Source organism: Pseudomonas sp. GM24, from assembly GCF_000282235.1.
Lineage (GTDB): Bacteria > Pseudomonadota > Gammaproteobacteria > Pseudomonadales > Pseudomonadaceae > Aquipseudomonas.
The window spans coordinates 1-17,372 of the sequence record NZ_AKJR01000223.1 but is presented as its reverse complement, the minus strand read 5'-3'; the positions used below and the strand labels follow the sequence as shown (position 1 = coordinate 17,372).

Here is a 17,372-nt window from a genome sequence, read left to right as displayed (position 1 = left end):
GCAGAAGGCTGCGATCTTTTGATTTTTAGAAGCAAGATCAAAAGATCGCAGCCTTCGGCAGCTCCTACAGGGATCTTTGTCAGACACGAAAGGCCTGAACGGCTGTATGCAGTTGCCCGCCAAGAACCAGCAAGTTCTCGCCCTGTTCGCGACCTTGGCCGATCCGCAGCAAGTTATCCCCACCCAACTGATGAATCCGCTCACTGTGATCGCGAATCTCGCTGACAGCGCCGCTCTGTTGCGCAGTGACATCGGCAATGCGGATCGCCGTCTCGGAGATGGTCTGGATCGCGCCGACGATTTTATCCAGCGCACCATCCGCTGCTTGCGCCTGGTTGGCTGTGGCTTCGGCGTGTTCGACCTGTGCGCGCATGCCTTCGACTGATTGCCGCGCCGCTGTTTGCAGGCCGGCGATCAGCGTCTGAATTTCCGCTGTAGCACCGGCGGTGCGTTGTGCCAGCGAGCGCACTTCCTCGGCCACCACGGCAAAACCACGGCCCATTTCCCCGGCGCGCGCCGCTTCAATCGCCGCGTTCAGCGCCAGCAGGTTGGTCTGGTCGGCAATCGAGCGGATCACCGTCAACACGCCGCCAATGGTTGCCGACTCTTCGGCCAAATGCTCGATCATCTGCGCGTTGCCCTGAACTTCACCGACCAGCGCGTGCAGGCCGGTCAGGCTCTGGCCGATCACGGTCTGGCCATGCACAACGGCCAGTCCTGCGTGACGGCTGGCCTCTGCTGCCTGTTGTGCATCACCGGCAACTTGCTGGATTGTCGCTTCAAGTTCGCCGAGGGAATCGCGGATCAGCGCGGTATCGCCGGCCTGATGTTCAGCCCCGCTGTGCAAGTCGTTGCTCAGTTCGGCGAGGGTGCGGCTGCTGCCCGCGACTTGTTCGGCATTGCCGCGAATCGTCCCGACCAGATCCACCAGATAGGCACGCAAGCGGTTTAGCGAGGCTTCGATGTCGTGCAGTTCGCGGTTGGTCTTGCCCAGATGAATATCGCGACTGAAGTCGCCCTCGGCCCAGGTCGAAAGCGCCGGCGCCAGATTGGTCAGGGTGCGCGAGAGCCGGCGCTGCAAGGTATCGATCAGCAACGCGATCAGCAGAATCAGGCCGATCATCACGCCTTGCATCAAGCGCACTTCGCCCTGGATCTGGCCGTGCTGGGCGCGTACCACCGGCTCTAGTCCGGCGATGGCTTGCTGTACGGCGGCGATTTTCTGGTGAGTGGCGGCGCTGAGGTCGGCGCGTTTCTGGATCTGGTCGCGAGTGCGCGCAAGCTCCGCCGGGTAGCGGGCCAACAAACTGTTGAGTTCACGCTTGAGGCCGACCCCGACATCTTCGGCGACGGTTTTTTCACTGTTATCGATGCCCATCATCGCCGCGAAGTCGTCGCTGCCCGATTCATTGTTGGCGACGACGCCGAGCAGCGGCAGGGCATCAAGCGCTTGAGCCTGCGAGCGAATACTGGTGACTTCGCGCTCAACATCGGCCGCCAGTTCGCTGCGCCCGCTGCTGACCAGTTTGCCCCGCGCCAGTGACAGTTTGCCCAAGTGCTGAGAGGCAATGAGCAACGGCGCCAGATAAGCCGGATTACCGTTGGCGTAGGTGCTGAACTGATCGAGGCTGGCGCTCAATTCGCGCTCGGCCTGCAATAGCAACGCCTGCGGATCACCCGCCAGTTTGCCGGCCGCGAGCAAGTCGGTTTTGCTGAACTCATCCAGGCCCGACAGGCTCGGGCGCAGCGTTTCAGCCAGCGCCGGCGGCAACTCATCGAGTTCTTTGCGCAGGCTATCGATGGCCTGGCTGGCGCTGCTCAGGCGCAGGGCATCACCGCTGCCGAGGTAGTCCGCAACGTTGCGTGCCACCTCGTTCTGAAATTGTTGCGACAGCCCAAGATAACGCTCCATCAACAGATACGGGCGTTCGAGGGCTTTTTGCGACCACCACAGCGTAGCGCCGAGTGCCAGGCACACGGCGACCAGCAGCAGCGTATTGAGATTGGTGAGCAACTTCAGGCGCATGACGGCTACCAACGGCAGAAATGGTAAGCGCCTGAATTTATTGCGGTTCTGTTACAGGGTTATGACCGAATCAGTGGAATCTGATGAAAAAGTGGCACTTTGCTTTGAGTCGCGCGCGGTCTGCACCCGGTTGCGCCCGGCCCCCTTGGCCCGGTACAGCGCTTCGTCGGCCTGACTGGCCATCATCAGGCTGTCGCAGTCATCGTGCATTTCCACCACGCCGGCACTGAAGGTGCACCACAAATCCTGCGGCTGCGCCGGATAATGGATTTCGGCGAAGCGCTGGCGGATTTCGTCGAGCACTTTGTGCGCGGCTTCTATATCAGTGTCGGGCATGACTATGGCGAATTCTTCGCCGCCGTATCGGCCAATGAAATCGGTTTTGCGCAAACGCTGCTTGAGAAACAGCGCGAGGCTCTTGATCACACGGTCGCCCATCGGATGGCCGTGACTGTCGTTGACCCGTTTGAAGTGGTCGATGTCGAGCATGGCAAAGCTCAGCGGCTTGTTCTCGCGGCGGGCGCGGAATGAGCAATCCTCGAGCAGTTGCAGAATATGCGTGTGGTTGTACAGGCCGGTAAGGCTGTCGCGGACCATCCGTGCTTTCAGATTGCGCGCGCGGGCGGCGCGGTTGCGCACGGTAGTGATCAGGTGGCGCGGCTTGATCGGTTTGGTCAGGAAGTCATCGCCGCCTTCGCTCATGGCGTCGAGTTGCTTGTCCAGATCGTCTTCGGCCGACAGATAAATGATCGGCACGCTGACGTAGCGATCATTGTGGCGAATCACTTTGGCCAGTTCGGTGCCGGTGCAGGCCGGCATGTACATGTCGAGGATGATCAGGTCCGGCTGGAAATCCGCCAGTTCGGCCATCGCCTGAATCGGTTCGATCAAGGTGCGCGTGACGATGCCGGCGCTGTTGAGCAGGCGCTCGGTGTGCAAAGCCTGCGCACGCGAGTCGTCGATGATCAACACTTTATAAGGCTCGTACTGCGCGACGCAGGTGAGGACTTCGATCTTTTCCAGCAGGCTCGACGCTTCGAGGGTGCCGGTGAGAAATTCCTGGCCACCAGCGCGCACCGCCGCGAGACGGGTCGGCGTGTCGGTTTCGTGCAGGCTGAAGAACAGCAGCGGTAGCGGCTCTTCCAGCCCGACCTGGGCTTCGGCGGCGAGCTTCAGGCCGATGCCGGCGCCGCTGAAATCCACGTCCATGACGATCGCTGCTGGCAGACGCTCGACCATTGAGGAGCGAAAGGCTGAAACACTGTCCAGCGCCTGCGCGCTCAGGCCGAAAAATTCCAGTTGCTTGGCCAGACGCTCGGCGCGGTCGTAGTCCTGCAGCATTACGTAGATCGGTTTGCGCAGAGGCGGCAAAAAAGTCTGGTCGAGTTGGTCGCCATGGCGCAGGCCGGTACGCGACAAGCGCTGCATCAAGCGATTGAGGTCGGTGATCAGGCCGCTGCTGAGGCGTCCGCGGTTGGCGTCCACCGCTTCCAGCGACTGGCTGATGTGCCGCGCCAGTTGAGTGTGTTCGGGCTGTTCGAAGCGCTCGGCAAAACGCAGCAGGCGCAGGTTGGCCTCGCTCAGTTCGGCGAGGTCGACAGTGGACCACTCACTGCGTTGCAGGCGCTGCCATATCTCAAGTATCTGACGTGCCTGATGAATTACCCGCTGGGCAAAGTGGTGCTTGAGACGCTCACGGCTGGGGTCTTCTGGCTCGGTCATATCCTGACTACTAGTTAGGCTGCATGCTGAGATCGACTGGTGGCTCTATGCTAGCACCTCTTTTCCCTTACACGAGTGTCGTACGTCAATAATCTGCAATGCGTCACCATTCAGTTTCTGACCGGACGGTTTTGTTTTTGACCTTGGCGTCTGACAAGTCCCCGTAGACCGGGCACTCCCTGACTAAACAGGGTGATCAGGATGACCACGCTGTCGTGCTTTTACCCGAGCGCTGAGTGACCTTTGCGATGGTTTTCAAGCCAATGGGCTGAAGCGTGGGCATCGGGGATTCCCTTAGTCATCGTCGAAGCGTCATTCGGCCATACGAATTGCGGCTTATCTTTACGCGCGGGTGCCCGGCCTTGGCACGTTGTTGTATGGTTGTGGTCGAACCGTTGAACCCAAGTGATTGAAAGGATATCGCCATGCTGGACTGGAAAAACCGCGCGGGCAGCGCGCCTGAACGTGCCGCCGAGCCCAAGTCGGCCGCCCGCAGCTATGTCGGTGGGGTGCTGTTCAGCCGAGCTTTGGCCACGCTGATCGGCCTCTATCTGCTGGTGACCATTGGCCTGGGCTGGTACTGGAGCCAGGAGCCGGCGCTGTTTCCGGTCGCACAAAATGCGCAAGTGGCGGCCGAGAAAGAAGGCAAGCAGATGGTGATCGGCTACACCACCGTCGAAACCTTGAAGACCGTTGCCGGCACCTTGCTCAACAAGCCGGGCGGCTACATTTCCAACGACCGCTTCCCGCCGGGCCTGTGGATGGACAACACGCCAAGCTGGGAATACGGCGTTCTGGTGCAGGTGCGTGACCTGACCCGGGCTCTGCGTAAAGACTTTGCCCGTTCGCAATCGCAGTCGGCGGAAGATGCCGATCTGGCCAAGGCCGAGCCGCGTTTCAACTTCGACAACAAAAGCTGGATCCTGCCGTCGAGTGAGTCGGAATATCAGGAAGGCATCAACTCGCTGAGCCGCTATCAGGCTCGCCTGTCTGATCCAACCCAGAAAAACGCGCTGTTCTATGCCCGCGCCGACAACCTGAACAACTGGCTGGGCGATGTCGGCACCCGTCTCGGTTCGTTGTCGCAACGCCTGTCGGCCAGCGTTGGCCGGGTCAAACTCAATACCGCGCTGAAAACCGAAGTGCCGGCGATCGGCGAAGTACCACAGGTTGACGAAGAAGTCGTCGAGACTCCGTGGATGCAGATCGACAACGTGTTCTACGAAGCGCGTGGTCAGGCGTGGGCGCTGTCGCACCTGCTGCGCGCCATCGAGGTCGACTTCGCCGATGTGCTGGCGAAGAAGAATGCCACGGTCAGCGTGCGTCAGATCATCCGTGAACTGGAAGCCTCGCAGGAACCGGTCTGGAGTCCTATGATTCTTAACGGAAGCGGCTTCGGCGTGCTGGCCAACCACTCGCTGGTCATGGCCAACTATATTTCCCGTGCCAACGCCGCTGTGATCGATTTGCGTCAACTGCTCAATCAGGGCTGATTCATGAGTCAGAACGCCAAAGAGGCGGCCCATCGCGCCGCCTCGGATGCCGAACAGATCGCCTGGGTCGACGAGCAGGACAACCTGCTCGGCGCGCTCGTCCGTGCCGATCTGCGCGAGCGTGGGCTGATTGGTCGAGGCACCTACATCATGTTGTTCAATTCTGCCGGTGAGCTTTGCGTGCACCGGCGCACCTTGAGCAAGGCGATTTATCCCGGCTACTGGGATGTCGCGGCGGGCGGCATGGTGCAGGCGGACGAGACCTACGCCGAGTCGGCGGCCCGTGAGCTGGAAGAAGAATTGGGTGTCAGCGGCGTAGAGTTGACGGCCCATGACCATTTCTACTTCGAAGACACTGGCAATCGTCTGTGGTGTTCGGCGTTTTCTGCCGTGTGGGACGGCCCGTTGAACCTGCAACCTGAAGAAGTGCTGGAAGCGCGGTTTATTCCAGTCGATCAGGTCATGCGGGAAATCGAGCAGAAGCCTTATTGCCCGGACTCTCTGGCCGCTTTGAAGCGCTATCTGAAGGCGCAGCAAAGCGACGTCGCAAAGAACACATAAATTGGCGCCGATTGGCACTTAGCAATCGGGATTTTTGCCGTTACACTGCGCGACCTTTTCAAGCTGCACCGCGAGTGCTTTTTGTAGGAGCTGCCGCAGGCTGCGATCTTTTGATTTTTTGTTTTGGCGTCGAAATCAAAAGATCGCAGCCTCGTTTCACTCGACAGCTCCTACATTTGGCGCTTTATCGGTGCAGTAGCGCTGCCCCTGCCTGAGTGGGGCTTCGCGGTCGATGACCTTGCCCAAGGTCGCGATCAGTCTTTGTCCTCCCAAGAGGATTGCCGGTGGCCAAAAAAGCCGCATCCTTCGCCGCCCTTGGTGGCCTGGTATTTTCCACCGACGCAGGTCGTCATTGCCCGGAATGCAGTAAGCCGGTAGACGCCTGTATCTGCAAACAAACCGTGATCCCGGCCGGTGACGGCATTGCCCGCGTGCGTCGCGAGAGCAAGGGCCGTGGCGGCAAGACGGTGACCACCATCACCGGCGTGCCACTGGCCGAAGACGCGCTCAAAGAGTTGGCGACAACGTTGAAGAAACGTTGCGGCACTGGCGGGGCGTTGAAAGACGGCATCATCGAAATCCAGGGCGATCATGTCGAGCTACTCTTGGCTGAGCTGATCAAGCACGGTTTCAAAGCGAAGAAGTCCGGCGGCTAGCAGCCTCTGTGAAATCCATCTGCGGCTTGATCCGGCGCTGAAACACTTCAGATCCGGCGTCGTCTCCATGGTTTTCACAGAGCCTGTTCATGACCGGTTTCTAAACTCCACGCAGTCAGTGAGGTCTACCGCCGCACTGACGAACCGTCATTTTCATTCTTTAGACTGCGCCGGCCTGCGATCAGGCGACGCACTATGACTTCTTTATAGGGGACTTCGATGTCCGTACGACGCACACGCAAAGACGATGGCAGCCAATGGACAGTTGCGGACAGCCGCAGTGTTTACGGGATTCGCCATTGGGGGGCCGGGTATTTCGCGATCAATGACGCCGGTCGCGTCGAAGTTCGTCCGAACGGCCCGAGCAGCTCGCCTATCGACCTGTTCGAGCAAGTCGACCAACTGCGCAAGAGCGGTTTGTCTTTGCCGTTGCTGGTCCGTTTTCCCGACATCCTGCAAGACCGTGTCCGCCAGTTGACCGGCGCCTTCGATGCCAACATCGAGCGTCTGGAATACCAGAGCAAGTACACCGCGCTGTACCCGATCAAGGTTAACCAGCAAGAAGCGGTGATCGAGAACATCATTGCCACCCAGGACGTGTCCATCGGCCTGGAAGCCGGCTCCAAGCCTGAGCTGCTGGCCGTGCTGGCGCTGGCCCCGAAGGGCGGCACCATCGTCTGCAACGGTTACAAGGATCGTGAGTTCATCCGTCTGGCGCTGATGGGTCAGAAGCTCGGTCACAACGTGTTCATCGTCATCGAGAAAGAATCCGAAGTCGGTCTGGTGATCGAAGAAGCTGCCTCGCTGAAGGTCAAGCCACAGGTCGGCCTGCGCGTGCGTCTGTCGTCGCTGGCGTCGTCGAAGTGGGCGGACACCGGTGGCGAAAAATCCAAGTTCGGTCTGTCGGCGGCGCAACTGCTGTCGGTGGTCGAGCGTTTCCGCGCGGCCGGTCTCGATCAGGGCATCCGTCTGCTGCACTTCCACATGGGTTCGCAGATCGCCAACCTGGCCGACTACCAGCACGGCTTCAAGGAAGCGATCCGTTACTACGGCGAGCTGCGCAACCTCGGTCTGCCGGTTGATCACATCGACGTCGGTGGTGGTCTCGGTGTCGACTACGACGGCACGCACTCGCGCAACGCCAGCTCGATCAACTACGACATGGACGATTACGCCGGTGTCGTGGTCGGCATGCTCAAGGAGTTCTGCGACGCGCAGGCGTTGCCGCACCCGCACATCTTCTCCGAGAGCGGCCGCTCGCTGACCGCGCACCACGCGATGCTGGTGGTGCAGGTCACCGACGTCGAGAAGCACAACGACGAAATCCCGCAGATCGAAAACAAGGAAGCGCTGCCGGAAACCGTGCAGTGGCTGGTTGATCTGCTCGGCCCGACCGACATCGAAATGGTCACCGAAACCTACTGGCGTGCCACGCACTACATGAGCGATGTGGCTGCGCAGTACGCCGACGGCAAACTGACCCTGGCTGAAAAAGCCCTGGCCGAGCAGTGCTACTTCGCTGTCTGCCGTCGCCTGCACAACTCGCTGAAAGCGCGTCAGCGTTCGCACCGTCAGGTGCTCGACGAACTCAACGACAAGCTGGCCGACAAGTACATCTGCAACTTCTCGGTATTCCAGAGCCTGCCGGACACCTGGGCGATCGATCAGGTCCTGCCGATCATCCCGCTGCACCGTCTCGACGAAGAGCCGCTGCGCCGCGCGGTGTTGCAGGATCTGACCTGCGATTCCGACGGCAAGATCAACCAGTACGTCGACGAGCAGAGCATCGAAACCAGCCTGCCAGTACACGGTTTGAATGAAGGCGAAGACTACCTGCTGGGCGTATTCCTGGTTGGCGCCTATCAGGAAATCCTTGGCGACATGCACAACCTGTTCGGCGACACCGACTCGGTGAACATCTACCAGAACGCCGATGGCAGCGTGTACCACGCCGGCATCGAGACCCACGACACCATCGAAGACATGCTGCGTTACGTGCACTTGTCGCCGGAAGAACTGATGACTCACTACCGCGACAAGTGCGCCAGTGCCCGCATCAGTGCCAGCGAGCGCACGCAATTTCTCGATGCCTTGCGTCTGGGCCTGACCCGTTCCTCCTACCTGTCCTCCTGACGCCAGGGCGATCTCGCCGGGTTGTCCGAATTTTTTCCGAAAGTGGTGGAAAATTCGCATGACCCGGTGGGATATCTCCCAAAATCTTCGCGAAATGCTTGGCATCCCCGGCCAGCAAAGTCATCCGGTCTGCTTTTCACGTAGGTCATTTCCTAAGTTGTACTTCAGCTCTCTACTCGGCCATGGCTCTCGGCGAGAATCCCCGACCGCCCCTCCTGTAGAGATCCGCCCATGTTCGAACCAGTCAACGAGTCGTCGTTTCGTCTCGATGTAGCGGGCCTGTCCGACCCCTTCGAAGTCCTGGCCTTTACCGGTAGCGAAGCCCTCAGCGAATCCTTTGCGTTCGAGATCGATGTGTTGATCGACGATCCGCACCTGGATCTCGCCGGTCTGCTTTACCGTTCGGCGTTCCTCTGTTTCGGGCCGTCGGGAGAGGGTGTGCACGGGCAATTGCAGAGCCTTGTCCAGCATGAGCATGATCATGGACAGGGTTTGCGGTTGAGCCGGATCCGTCTGGGGCCGAAACTGGGTTGCCTCGCGCTGCGCTTCAGCCAACGAATCTTCAGTGGCCGTTCGGTGCCGCAGATCATCGAACAGGTGCTCAGAGAGCACGGCATCGTCGGTGCCCAGCGCCGCTTCGAGTTACGCGGGGAGTACGCGCCCCGGACGTTCTGCACCCAATACCGCGAGTCCGATCTGCAACTGCTCCAGCGCTTGTGCGCGCAGGCGCGGATTCACTATTACTTTGAACACGACCGTGACCGGCATTGTCTGGTTTTTGCCGATGATCCGGCGCAGTTGCCCTTGGCCGGTGCCGCGCGGTATCAGCGCGAGGACAATGGGCATAACGCTTCTCGCACCTTGCACCAATGGCAGTTGCAAGAGACCGTGCAGGCCAGCTCATCGGGCCAGCAACAGGCCGAAGGACAAAGTGAGCTGGCGGCGTTGCGCAGCGGTCATTGGCTGCGATTGGCCGGTCATCCTTTCGCCGAATGCAATCGCCCATGGTTGCTCACACGCATTGAACATCGCGCCGATCCCTCCCTCGAACGTCCTTATGCCAATCGCTTGTTTGGTGCGTTGCAGGTGCCGTGTGCATCAGCCACTGCGCCCTCGCGCATGCACAGCTTGCAACGGGCGTGGGTGGTGACGGTGGACGAACCGCAGCCTGATTGCCAGCGCCCGGTGGCGGTGCAATTCGATTGGCTCTATCAAGGCGAAGGCGCCGCGCCGAGTCACTGTTGGCTACCGCTCGCGCCATCCGTGGCGCAAACGCCATTGGCGGCGCTGAGCGATGGCGTCGAGGTGGTGGTGAGCTTTTTCGAGGGCGATCCGGATCAGCCGATGATCAGCGGTGTACTGCAACCGCCACTTGTCGTCACCGAGCCCGACGATGCCCCGCCACTGCCCGACAGCCTGGTGAGTGAAGGCCTGCAGCAACTGCTGGCGTCCGGCGAGCCGTTGCTGCTGTTGTGCCTGATCCCCGGCGGCGGCAGTTTCAGTCACTGCGCAGAGCCGGTGTGCAGTTGTCGACTGGTCACCGCCCTTGAACAGAGCGGCACAACATGACTGGCGCGGCGCTTGAGCCCATGGCGCAGTGGCTGTTGCTCGATGGCCCGGATGCACCGCAGGCCTTGCTGGTATTGCGCCAGGCCTTTGCCGATGTGCGGTGCTTCAAGCTGTTCGATGGCACCGAGTTTGAACCGGTCAGCGAGCATGGCCCGGTGTTGATCGAGTTGCGCGATTGCCCGGCATTGGCCGCGTTGTGTCACCGCGATCCGGACACCTGGCGTGGGCTGTTGCTGGGCAGTGAGGTCTCGGCGCAACAGTTGCTGAGGCATTTGCAGCGCATGCTCACAGTGTCGTTCGGATTGAGTCATCGGGCGTTGCTCAGCTATTACAACCGGCAGACCGCGAGCTATTTTTTCGACGCTTGCGACGCCTCCGAATTGAGCCGCTGGCTCGGGCCGATCCGTCAGTTGCGCTGGTTCGGCGGCACTTGGGCCGACCGCGCGATTGGCAGCCAGGGCTGGCAGCAGTTGCGCAATCCGGGGCTTGCCGTCGAACCGCTGAGCATCGAAGAAAGCCTGACCCGGCGCCAGCGCGAACGCTTGCAAACCTGCTTGCTGGAACAGCACATCTGGCGCTGGTGCCAATCGTTGGGAACCGATTACGCGACGATGTCCTCCCATGTTCAACAAGGCCTGGCGCTGGGATTCAGCGACCGCACCGTGCTCGATGGCTGGTTATGGCTACGCTTGCTGCATCCGCGTGCCGTGCTGGTGCCACCGCCGGTGGGTTTGACCCAACAGCAGCGGCTTGACCATGTACGACGCCAGTGGCGCGGCGATCAGTCCTGAGGCGAGGTTCGGCGCGTATGACACGGTTATTCCGGCAAGGGGTGGGCGCTGTGATCGGCAGTGTGTTGCTGCTGGCGCTGAGCGGTTGCTCGCCCGTGCAGTTGCTCAACGCGCTGACGCCGGACAGCACCTACGACAAAACCATGGGCATCGCGTATGGCGACGACCCTCGGCAGAAGCTCGATGTGTATGTGCCGCATCAGCCGATGGCGGGCGCGCCGGTGGTGGTGTTTTTCTATGGCGGCAGCTGGAACAGTGGCTCGCGCGTTGACTACCGCTTTGTCGGTGAAGCGCTGGCGTCCCGGGGGATAGTCACGGTGGTGGCGGATTACCGTTTGTATCCACAGGTGCGCTATCCACTGTTTCTGCAGGACGGCGCGCGGGCGGTGGCGTGGACCAAAGCGCATATCCGCGAGTTTGCCGGCAACCCGCAGCGCTTGTATGTGATGGGTCACAGCTCTGGCGGATACAACGCAGCGATGCTTGCGCTGGATGGTGAGTGGCTCGCGGCGGTGGGCATGTCGCCCAAGGATTTGCGCGGCTGGATCGGTCTCGCCGGGCCTTACGACTTTCTGCCGATCAAGAATCCCGAGGTGCGCCCGGTGTTCTTCTGGCCGGACTCACCGCCGCAATCGCAGCCGATCAACCATGTCAGTCGCGGCGCACCGCCCGCGCTGCTGATTGCCGCGACCGAGGATGATCTGGTCAACCCGACGCGCAACACCGGCGGGCTTGCGAGCAAACTGCGCGAGGCAGGGGTGCCTGTGCAGGACTTGTATTACTCGCGGCCCAATCACATTACGTTGGTTGCGACCTTGTCACGACCGTTGCGGCAACTGGCGCCGGTGCTCGATCAGGTGGTCGGGTTTATCGCCCACACGCCAGCTCAGTGAACGCCGCCACTGAACCAGCCATCGTTGCGTTTGAGCCACCAGGCTTGTGCGCCGAGCGTCAGGCTGCGCAACACCATGAACAGCAGAAAAGATATCCACAGCCCGTGATTGCCCAGACCTTGCAACGCCCAGGCGAACGGCATCAACAGCACCACAGTGATCAACATGCCGTTGCGCATTTCCCGCGCGCGGGTAGCGCCGATGAACAAGCCGTCGAGCAGGTAGCTCCAGACTGCAATCAGCGGCAGCACGGCGAGGTAGGGCAGGTAGACGAAGGCCGTGTCGCGCACGCTCTGGATGTCGGTCTGCATCTCAATGAACAGGTGCCCGGCCAGCAGAAACAACGTGGCGAAGGCGAGGCTGGCGATCAGTGACCAGCCGCCGGCAACCACCAGCGATCGACGCAGGGCCAGGCGATCACGGGCGCCGATGGCGTGTCCGCACAAAGCTTCGACGGCATGGGCCAGACCGTCCAGCGCATGCGCCGTCAACAGCAAGCCATTGAGCAGCAGCGCGTTGGCGGCCACCGTCGAATCACCCAGTCGCGCGCCTTGCACGGTGATCATGAAAAACACCGATTGCAGCGCCAGGCTGCGGATGAAGATGTCGCGGTTGACCGCCAGCAACGGGCGCCAGCTCTGCCAGACCTTCAGCGCCGCCCAGACAATGTGCCCCGGATACGCCCGCAATGCCTTGCGTGTCAGCAGCAGGCCGAGCAGGGCGCCGCTCCACTCGGCGATCACCGAGGCCCGCGCCGAACCGACCACGCCCCAGTCCAGGCCGATGACGAACCACAAATTGAGAACGATGTTGATCAGGTTGGTGCTCAGCAGAATCGCCAGCGGCGCCCGGGCGTTTTGCGTGCCGAGGAACCAGCCGACCAGCGCATAACTGGCCAGCGCCGCTGGCAGGCCGAACAGCCGCGTGTGGAAAAAGTCCCGAGTGAGCTGATCCAGCTCCGCCGACGGTTGCATGAAGTGCAGCGCGACGCCGCTCAGCGGCACACCCAACGTGCCAAGCACGAGTGCCAGTCCCATCGCCAGCAGCAGGCCCTGCAACAGAATCTGCCGTAATGCCGCACCGTCGCTGCGCCCGGCAGCCTGTGCGGCAAACCCGGTGGTGCCCATGCGCAGAAAACCCATGGCCCAGGCGAGAAAAGTGTAGAGGCTGGCGCCGACTGCCACCGCGCCCAATTGATGGGCGTGGGGCAGGTGGCCGATGACGGTGCTGTCGACCAGCGCCACCAGCGGTACGGAAATATTCGACAGAATCATCGGCGCGGCGAGTGCCCAGACCTTGCGGTGCGTCGGGCGGTCGCGCCAGTCGGCGATCAGAGTGGGCATGCAGGCTCCTTGGGGAAGCGGACATTGTAGCGATGCACCGCGGATTTACCGCACCCGAAATCTGCGTCGGGCGGCAATGGCGCTCCCCGACGACACATCGGGTTATGCGCCCAGCTCAAAAACATGCCGCGTATATCTATGTACCGCACACCAGATTTGCACACGGGGTTCAATCGCCCTCAAGCAGTCAAACAAATTACTGGAAGGCGCAATGGATCACTCTGAAAGCATCATCTCTGGCATCGTCAACGCCGTTGTGACGGCGCTTCGCTCCACCGGTTTTTTCGAAAGCGCAGAGAACGCGATAGTCAGCGTCCCCTATCGCAAGCACATTATCTGGCTGAAAAAGCGCAGCGATGAAGCATCCCTTGAGGTCCTCATCAAGGCTGAGATAACAAGAAGCGTTGATTGCAACGTGACGACTACATTGCCAGGCAGACTTCACAAAGAGTCGCTGGGATATTTCCGACTTGATTTGCCGATTACCCTGTCGACAAGAAAGGGATGCCCGGTCACCCACGAAGAAACGGTGTCGTTAGTGCTCACGGATAACACGTTCGATTATTCGAGCAGACAACCCATTGTTATTCATGCGCACGAGCATATTGATATTTCGTACGCGATTGAAAAAAAGCGCGCGGCGATTAGCGGTTGAGCGGTTGTTGAACAAAAAAACCGCCGGGTATTTCGCTGCGGCGCATGTCCGGAACATTAATGGATTGAATTGACCTGTGTTTACTAATGATCAGGCTGTAAGGAAACGAAATGGAAAACGAGCGAAACATCATCCACGAACCTGTGTCTCAGGAAACTGTGCGCGACAGGGGCTACTCCGAACGCCCGGAGAATATCCGGATAAAAGCCCCTGATCGGAAACATGTTTTCTGGCTGCCGAGGCGCGACGACGCGCAAACGCTGGTCGTACGCATTCAGGCCAGGATCACCGTTATTGGAGAATGCAATCTTTGGACAGACTGCGGAATGGGGGGCAATCTGTTTTTCGGTGATCTGGAGGCGATTCCGGAGGGTTATTACAAGATCGATAAACCCTATGAACTGACTACACAGCGACTGCAATGCGGTCGTGATGCCAAGACTTACGATCTGATACTCAGAGACAGCCTGCTTGCCTATTCCAGCACCGCTCCAATTGTTATTCACGCACATGAGGACATCGATATTCATTACACCGTAGAAGCCAGGCCCGAAGAATCCGGGAGCTGAGTGCTGCCAGCTTTGAATTGATTGATCCTGTATTTGATCAGCCCCCTGATATGAGGGGGCTTTTACAGGATCAATGAATAATCCAGCTCAATAGCCACAACCCCAGCAACAACCAGATAATCCCGGCAATGATCGAGGCATTCATGAACGCCCGAATCGCCGACCACAACAGCATCAACCCGACAATCAACGCGATGATGCTGATGATCGAGGTGTCCATGCCCAGGGTTTTGGCGAGCCCGTCGACAAAGTTGCCGCCGGCATTGCTCAGAATGTTGAACAAGCCACTGAGGCCGTCGACGATAAAGCGGATGACCGAACCGAGCGCCTGGCCGAGCCATTCGAAAAAGCTTTCTACCTGCATGTGTGCATCCTGATGAAAGAGCTGAGCCTTGGGCCACAACGCGGGTGGCCGAGTTCCCTGCATGATAGAAGGTTTGCACCCATTCTGTGTGGGAGCGAGCAGGCTCGCTCCCACATCAGATCACCTGCGCCGCTTGCCTTTGGTGGGTATCCCCCCGAAGCTATACGCCTTCAGGAGAGCCCGATGAACCTTGTTGAACTGACCGAACGCCTGCACGCCATTCGCGACCGCAATGACTGGCGGCAATTTCACAGCCCGAAAAATCTGGCCATGGCGGCCAGTGTCGAGATGTCTGAACTGGTGGAAATCTTCCAGTGGCTGACGGAAGACCAGTCGCGCCAGTTGCCGGCGGACAAACTCGCCCACGCCGGGCAGGAAGTCGGCGATATCGTGCTGTATCTGTTGCTGCTGTGCAGCGAATTGGGGTTGGACATGAATGAAGTGGTGCGCGCCAAGCTCGCCGACAGCGAACGGCGGTTCAGCTGATGAGCGACCGGCATTTCGATCAGTTGGCGACGCGGTTCGCCGAAAAAATCTATGGCGGCGCCAAAGGCGCGATTCGCCTCGCGGTGTTGCAGGCCGATCTTATCGAGGCATTGCCGGGTCGTCCGTTGCGGGTGCTCGACATTGGCGGCGGCCTTGGCCACATGTCACTGTGGCTGGCTGAACGCGGTCACGATGTGACCTTCACCGAGCCGGCCGCACCGATGCTCGAAGGCGCGCGCCAGCGTTTCGCTGAAGCCGGGCAAACCGCGACGTTCATTCAGGCGCCATGGCAGGAACTGCTCGGGCAACTTACTGAACCGTACGATCTGGTGATCTGCCACGCCGTGCTGGAATGGCTCGCCGAACCCCACGCGATCCTGCCGGTGCTGCATCAGTTGACCAAGTCTGGTGGCTGGTTGTCGCTGGCGTTCTACAACCGTGATGCGCTGATCTACCGCAACCTGCTCAAAGGCCATTTCAAGAAAATGCGCAAGAACAGCATGGCCGGGGAAAAGCAGAGCCTGACCCCGCAACAACCGCTGGACCCACGGGAATTGGCAACGCAACTCGACGGCCTGTGGCAGGTCGAAACCCAGAGCGGGATTCGCGTTTTCCACGACTACATGCCGGTGGAGTTCCAGGCCCGCGCCGAACTCGCGGATTTGCTCGAGATGGAACTCGCTCACCGCCGTCACCCAAGCTTCGCCGGGCTTGGGCGCTACTTGCACTGGATCTGCCGGCCGATCTGATCGGAGCGCGACATGAAAGCTCAATCCGGGTTATTGCTGATCTGTCTGGGGTTGGCTGCCTGCCAAAGCAGCAACCCGTACGTGGCGCAATCGCGGCCCTTGCCGCCTGCACCGCCCCAGGCCGCCGCCACCTTCGACCGCAGCGCGTACCCGGCGCCGCCGCGTGACTACGGACGCTATCGCAGTTGGGCCTGGCTCAATGGGCAATTGCCGCCGGGTACGGCGTGGGCCGATTCGGCGCAAGTGGCCGAGGCGGTGAGCAATGCCCTCGATCAGCGCGGTTTGCGCCCGCTGCACGACAAGCGCCCGGCCGACTTGTTGGTCAGCGCCAATCTGCGTTTGGAAACCCGCTTGCGTCAGGTCCAGGACGACTACGGTTATTACGGCGGCGGATACGGCGGCTATGATCGATATGGTCGCGGTTATGGCATGTACAACACGGTGCCGATCGTACGCACGTATTCCGAGCAAGTCGTGGTGGTGCAAGTCGATCTGTTCGATGCCGGCACGGGGCAACCGGTGTGGAGCGCCAGTGCTGAAACCGCGAACAAGGGCAGCGAAATCGATCGCACCGATTCGATCCGCGAGGCTGTGGAAAAGGCCATGTCGGCGTATCCTCCCGGTTAGCTTCCTGCCAATCAGAAGCTGCCGCAGGTTCATGTCTTCAACCGGAGAAAAACCATGTTCCGCCGTCTCGTTCTACTGGCCATGGCCGCGCTGCTCACCGCCTGCGCGGCCATCCAGGTCAACCACGACTTCGATGCCAGCCGCGACTTTGCCGCCTATCGCAGCTGGAGCTGGAAAGACCCCGCCCTGCAATATCGCCCCGATGATCCACGAATCAAAAGCGACCTGACCGAACAGCGCATCCGCCAGGCAGTCGCCGACCAACTCGATCAGCGTGGCTTGCGCCCGGCGGCTGCGGGCGCCAAGGGTGACTTGAGTGTGCAGACCTACTTGATCGTCGAGGATCGTCAGCAGCAAGTAACAACCAACTACGGCGGCGGTTGGGGTGGCCCGTGGAACGGCTACTGGGGCGCACCGATGTACAACGAAACGCGCAACATCACCTACAAGGTCGCGACCATCCAGATCGACCTGCTCGACGGCAAGGACGGCAAACTGGTGTGGCGCGGCAGTGATGAGCAAATGCTCGCCAGCAAGCCTAATCCGCAGGATCGCAGCAATGCCATCCGCGAGACGGTCGGGCGGATTCTGGTCAACTATCCACCGCGCTGAATCCGTTCAGGAAAAGCGGGAGCTCTTGAGCTCCCATTTTTTGCCCTGCGACGAACCCCTGTAGGAGCTGCCGAAGGCTGCGATCTTTTGATTTTGCTTTTTAGAGGTCAAGATCAAAAGATC

The 17,372-nt window shown here is 60.2% G+C and carries 17 protein-coding genes; 13 read left to right on the top strand and 4 right to left on the bottom strand.

Annotated elements, in window-relative coordinates; all coding sequences use genetic code 11:
- Positions 1–79: 79 nt before the first annotated feature.
- Together PMI23_RS30365 and gcbA are read right to left on the bottom strand one after the other, a co-directional pair.
- Positions 80–1,123: a methyl-accepting chemotaxis protein gene (locus PMI23_RS30365; RefSeq protein ID WP_443200714.1), complete on the bottom strand. Its 1,044-nt coding sequence runs from the start codon at positions 1,121–1,123 to the stop codon at positions 80–82.
- A 954-nt stretch (positions 1,124–2,077) separates the two neighbouring features.
- Positions 2,078–3,748, bottom strand: coding sequence for a diguanylate cyclase GcbA (gene gcbA / locus PMI23_RS24245; protein WP_007914606.1), 1,671 nt, complete (start codon positions 3,746–3,748; stop codon positions 2,078–2,080).
- Positions 3,749–4,173: 425 nt separating this feature from the next.
- Between gcbA and PMI23_RS24240 the strand changes: the two genes are divergently transcribed.
- The 7 genes from PMI23_RS24240 (at position 4,174) to PMI23_RS24210 (ending at position 11,844) form a co-directional block, all read left to right on the top strand.
- A complete protein-coding gene (locus PMI23_RS24240) occupies positions 4,174–5,241 on the top strand; it encodes a DUF2333 family protein (protein ID WP_007914608.1) in 1,068 nt (355 codons plus the stop codon).
- 3 nt (positions 5,242–5,244) lie between these two features.
- Entirely contained in the window at positions 5,245–5,802 is a 558-nt protein-coding gene (locus PMI23_RS24235) for an NUDIX hydrolase (protein ID WP_007914611.1), read from the top strand.
- 284 nt (positions 5,803–6,086) lie between these two features.
- On the top strand, positions 6,087–6,458 hold the full coding sequence (locus tag PMI23_RS24230; RefSeq protein ID WP_007914613.1) for a translation initiation factor Sui1: 372 nt from the start codon (positions 6,087–6,089) through the stop codon (positions 6,456–6,458).
- Between the two features lie 219 nt (positions 6,459–6,677).
- Positions 6,678–8,591 carry an arginine decarboxylase gene (speA, locus tag PMI23_RS24225; RefSeq protein ID WP_007914615.1) on the top strand — a complete coding sequence of 638 codons (1,914 nt, stop codon included), beginning with the start codon at positions 6,678–6,680 and terminating at the stop codon, positions 8,589–8,591.
- Between the two features lie 231 nt (positions 8,592–8,822).
- Complete coding sequence (locus PMI23_RS24220) at positions 8,823–10,160, top strand: type VI secretion system Vgr family protein (RefSeq protein WP_007914616.1); 1,338 nt, start codon at positions 8,823–8,825, stop codon at positions 10,158–10,160.
- A complete protein-coding gene (locus tag PMI23_RS24215; RefSeq protein WP_007914618.1) occupies positions 10,157–10,951 on the top strand; it encodes a DUF4123 domain-containing protein in 795 nt (264 codons plus the stop codon). The genes PMI23_RS24220 and PMI23_RS24215 overlap by 4 nt, the downstream gene beginning before the upstream one ends.
- Positions 10,952–10,968: 17 nt before the next feature.
- Entirely contained in the window at positions 10,969–11,844 is an 876-nt protein-coding gene (locus tag PMI23_RS24210; RefSeq protein ID WP_007914619.1) for an alpha/beta hydrolase, read from the top strand.
- On the opposite strand, the gene PMI23_RS24205 is transcribed toward PMI23_RS24210, so the two are convergent.
- Positions 11,838–13,187, bottom strand: a complete 1,350-nt coding sequence (locus tag PMI23_RS24205) for an MATE family efflux transporter (RefSeq protein ID WP_007914620.1) — start codon at positions 13,185–13,187, stop codon at positions 11,838–11,840. The two genes, PMI23_RS24210 and PMI23_RS24205, sit on opposite strands and share 7 nt — an antisense overlap.
- 211 nt (positions 13,188–13,398) lie before the next feature.
- Here PMI23_RS24205 and PMI23_RS24200 point away from each other — a divergent pair, with 211 nt between their 5' ends.
- Positions 13,399–13,842 carry an ecotin family protein gene (locus PMI23_RS24200; RefSeq protein WP_007914621.1) on the top strand — a complete coding sequence of 148 codons (444 nt, stop codon included), beginning with the start codon at positions 13,399–13,401 and terminating at the stop codon, positions 13,840–13,842.
- Positions 13,843–13,952: 110 nt separating this feature from the next.
- Positions 13,953–14,411, top strand: a complete 459-nt coding sequence (locus PMI23_RS24195) for an ecotin family protein (RefSeq protein WP_007914622.1) — start codon at positions 13,953–13,955, stop codon at positions 14,409–14,411.
- A 70-nt stretch (positions 14,412–14,481) separates the two neighbouring features.
- On the opposite strand, the gene PMI23_RS24190 is transcribed toward PMI23_RS24195, so the two are convergent.
- Entirely contained in the window at positions 14,482–14,775 is a 294-nt protein-coding gene (locus tag PMI23_RS24190; RefSeq protein WP_007914623.1) for a hypothetical protein, read from the bottom strand.
- 183 nt (positions 14,776–14,958) lie between these two features.
- Here PMI23_RS24190 and PMI23_RS24185 point away from each other — a divergent pair, with 183 nt between their 5' ends.
- Genes PMI23_RS24185 through PMI23_RS24170 form a run of 4 tightly spaced genes read left to right on the top strand, consistent with a single transcriptional unit; the run spans position 14,959 to position 17,249 of the window.
- Entirely contained in the window at positions 14,959–15,261 is a 303-nt protein-coding gene (locus tag PMI23_RS24185) for a MazG-like family protein (RefSeq protein WP_007914625.1), read from the top strand.
- Positions 15,261–16,010 (top strand): methyltransferase, encoded by a 750-nt coding sequence (locus PMI23_RS24180; RefSeq protein ID WP_007914626.1) that lies wholly within the window; start codon positions 15,261–15,263, stop codon positions 16,008–16,010. The genes PMI23_RS24185 and PMI23_RS24180 overlap by 1 nt, the downstream gene beginning before the upstream one ends.
- A gap of 12 nt (positions 16,011–16,022) precedes the next feature.
- A complete protein-coding gene (locus PMI23_RS24175; RefSeq protein ID WP_007914627.1) occupies positions 16,023–16,637 on the top strand; it encodes a DUF4136 domain-containing protein in 615 nt (204 codons plus the stop codon).
- A gap of 54 nt (positions 16,638–16,691) precedes the next feature.
- Positions 16,692–17,249, top strand: a complete 558-nt coding sequence (locus PMI23_RS24170; protein WP_007914628.1) for a DUF4136 domain-containing protein — start codon at positions 16,692–16,694, stop codon at positions 17,247–17,249.
- Positions 17,250–17,372: the final 123 nt, after the last annotated feature.

What these genes read in the sequence shown, in the direction of transcription:
- PMI23_RS30365 (WP_443200714.1), bottom strand. Translation starts at nt 1,123, where the DNA reads ATGATCGGCCTGATTCTGCTGATCGCGTTGCTGATCGATACCTTGCAG.
- gcbA (WP_007914606.1), bottom strand. Translation starts at nt 3,748, where the DNA reads ATGACCGAGCCAGAAGACCCCAGCCGTGAGCGTCTCAAGCACCACTTT.
- PMI23_RS24240 (WP_007914608.1), top strand. Translation starts at nt 4,174, where the DNA reads ATGCTGGACTGGAAAAACCGCGCGGGCAGCGCGCCTGAACGTGCCGCC.
- PMI23_RS24235 (WP_007914611.1), top strand. Translation starts at nt 5,245, where the DNA reads ATGAGTCAGAACGCCAAAGAGGCGGCCCATCGCGCCGCCTCGGATGCC.
- speA (WP_007914615.1), top strand. Translation starts at nt 6,678, where the DNA reads ATGTCCGTACGACGCACACGCAAAGACGATGGCAGCCAATGGACAGTT.
- PMI23_RS24220 (WP_007914616.1), top strand. Translation starts at nt 8,823, where the DNA reads ATGTTCGAACCAGTCAACGAGTCGTCGTTTCGTCTCGATGTAGCGGGC.
- PMI23_RS24215 (WP_007914618.1), top strand. Translation starts at nt 10,157, where the DNA reads ATGACTGGCGCGGCGCTTGAGCCCATGGCGCAGTGGCTGTTGCTCGAT.
- PMI23_RS24210 (WP_007914619.1), top strand. Translation starts at nt 10,969, where the DNA reads ATGACACGGTTATTCCGGCAAGGGGTGGGCGCTGTGATCGGCAGTGTG.
- PMI23_RS24205 (WP_007914620.1), bottom strand. Translation starts at nt 13,187, where the DNA reads ATGCCCACTCTGATCGCCGACTGGCGCGACCGCCCGACGCACCGCAAG.
- PMI23_RS24200 (WP_007914621.1), top strand. Translation starts at nt 13,399, where the DNA reads ATGGATCACTCTGAAAGCATCATCTCTGGCATCGTCAACGCCGTTGTG.
- PMI23_RS24195 (WP_007914622.1), top strand. Translation starts at nt 13,953, where the DNA reads ATGGAAAACGAGCGAAACATCATCCACGAACCTGTGTCTCAGGAAACT.
- PMI23_RS24190 (WP_007914623.1), bottom strand. Translation starts at nt 14,775, where the DNA reads ATGCAGGTAGAAAGCTTTTTCGAATGGCTCGGCCAGGCGCTCGGTTCG.
- PMI23_RS24185 (WP_007914625.1), top strand. Translation starts at nt 14,959, where the DNA reads ATGAACCTTGTTGAACTGACCGAACGCCTGCACGCCATTCGCGACCGC.
- PMI23_RS24180 (WP_007914626.1), top strand. Translation starts at nt 15,261, where the DNA reads ATGAGCGACCGGCATTTCGATCAGTTGGCGACGCGGTTCGCCGAAAAA.
- PMI23_RS24175 (WP_007914627.1), top strand. Translation starts at nt 16,023, where the DNA reads ATGAAAGCTCAATCCGGGTTATTGCTGATCTGTCTGGGGTTGGCTGCC.
- PMI23_RS24170 (WP_007914628.1), top strand. Translation starts at nt 16,692, where the DNA reads ATGTTCCGCCGTCTCGTTCTACTGGCCATGGCCGCGCTGCTCACCGCC.